The following is a 245-nucleotide window of genomic DNA, read 5'->3' as shown; positions in this document are numbered from 1 at the left end:
AATTATGAGCGACGCTTTAAAGATACAGACCTGTTTGAACAGATTTTCTATCGCATCTTAATAACAGCTGCTGATAGAAAGTTAATAAGTGCTGAACACGTATTCGTCGATTCCACACATGTGAAAGATGAACGAACAAAACAGTTTGCCTATTCATTCCACGCGGCCGCAGACCGCAACGGTTTTGTATTGGGAACGATTGTAACACCTGGTAATACACATGACAGTCATATTTTGGAGCCACT

General features: G+C 40.8%; 1 protein-coding gene. It reads left to right on the top strand.

Annotation, left to right across the window (positions count from 1 at the left end):
- A partial coding sequence (locus Q8G36_RS28930; RefSeq protein WP_305163177.1) for a transposase occupies positions 1 to 245 on the top strand: 245 nt, incomplete at both ends.

This window comes from Peribacillus frigoritolerans (genome assembly GCF_030676415.1).
Lineage (GTDB): Bacteria > Bacillota > Bacilli > Bacillales > DSM-1321 > Peribacillus > Peribacillus frigoritolerans_A.
Note: the sequence above shows the minus strand (reverse complement) of the source record. Positions and strands in the feature narration are given on the sequence as shown.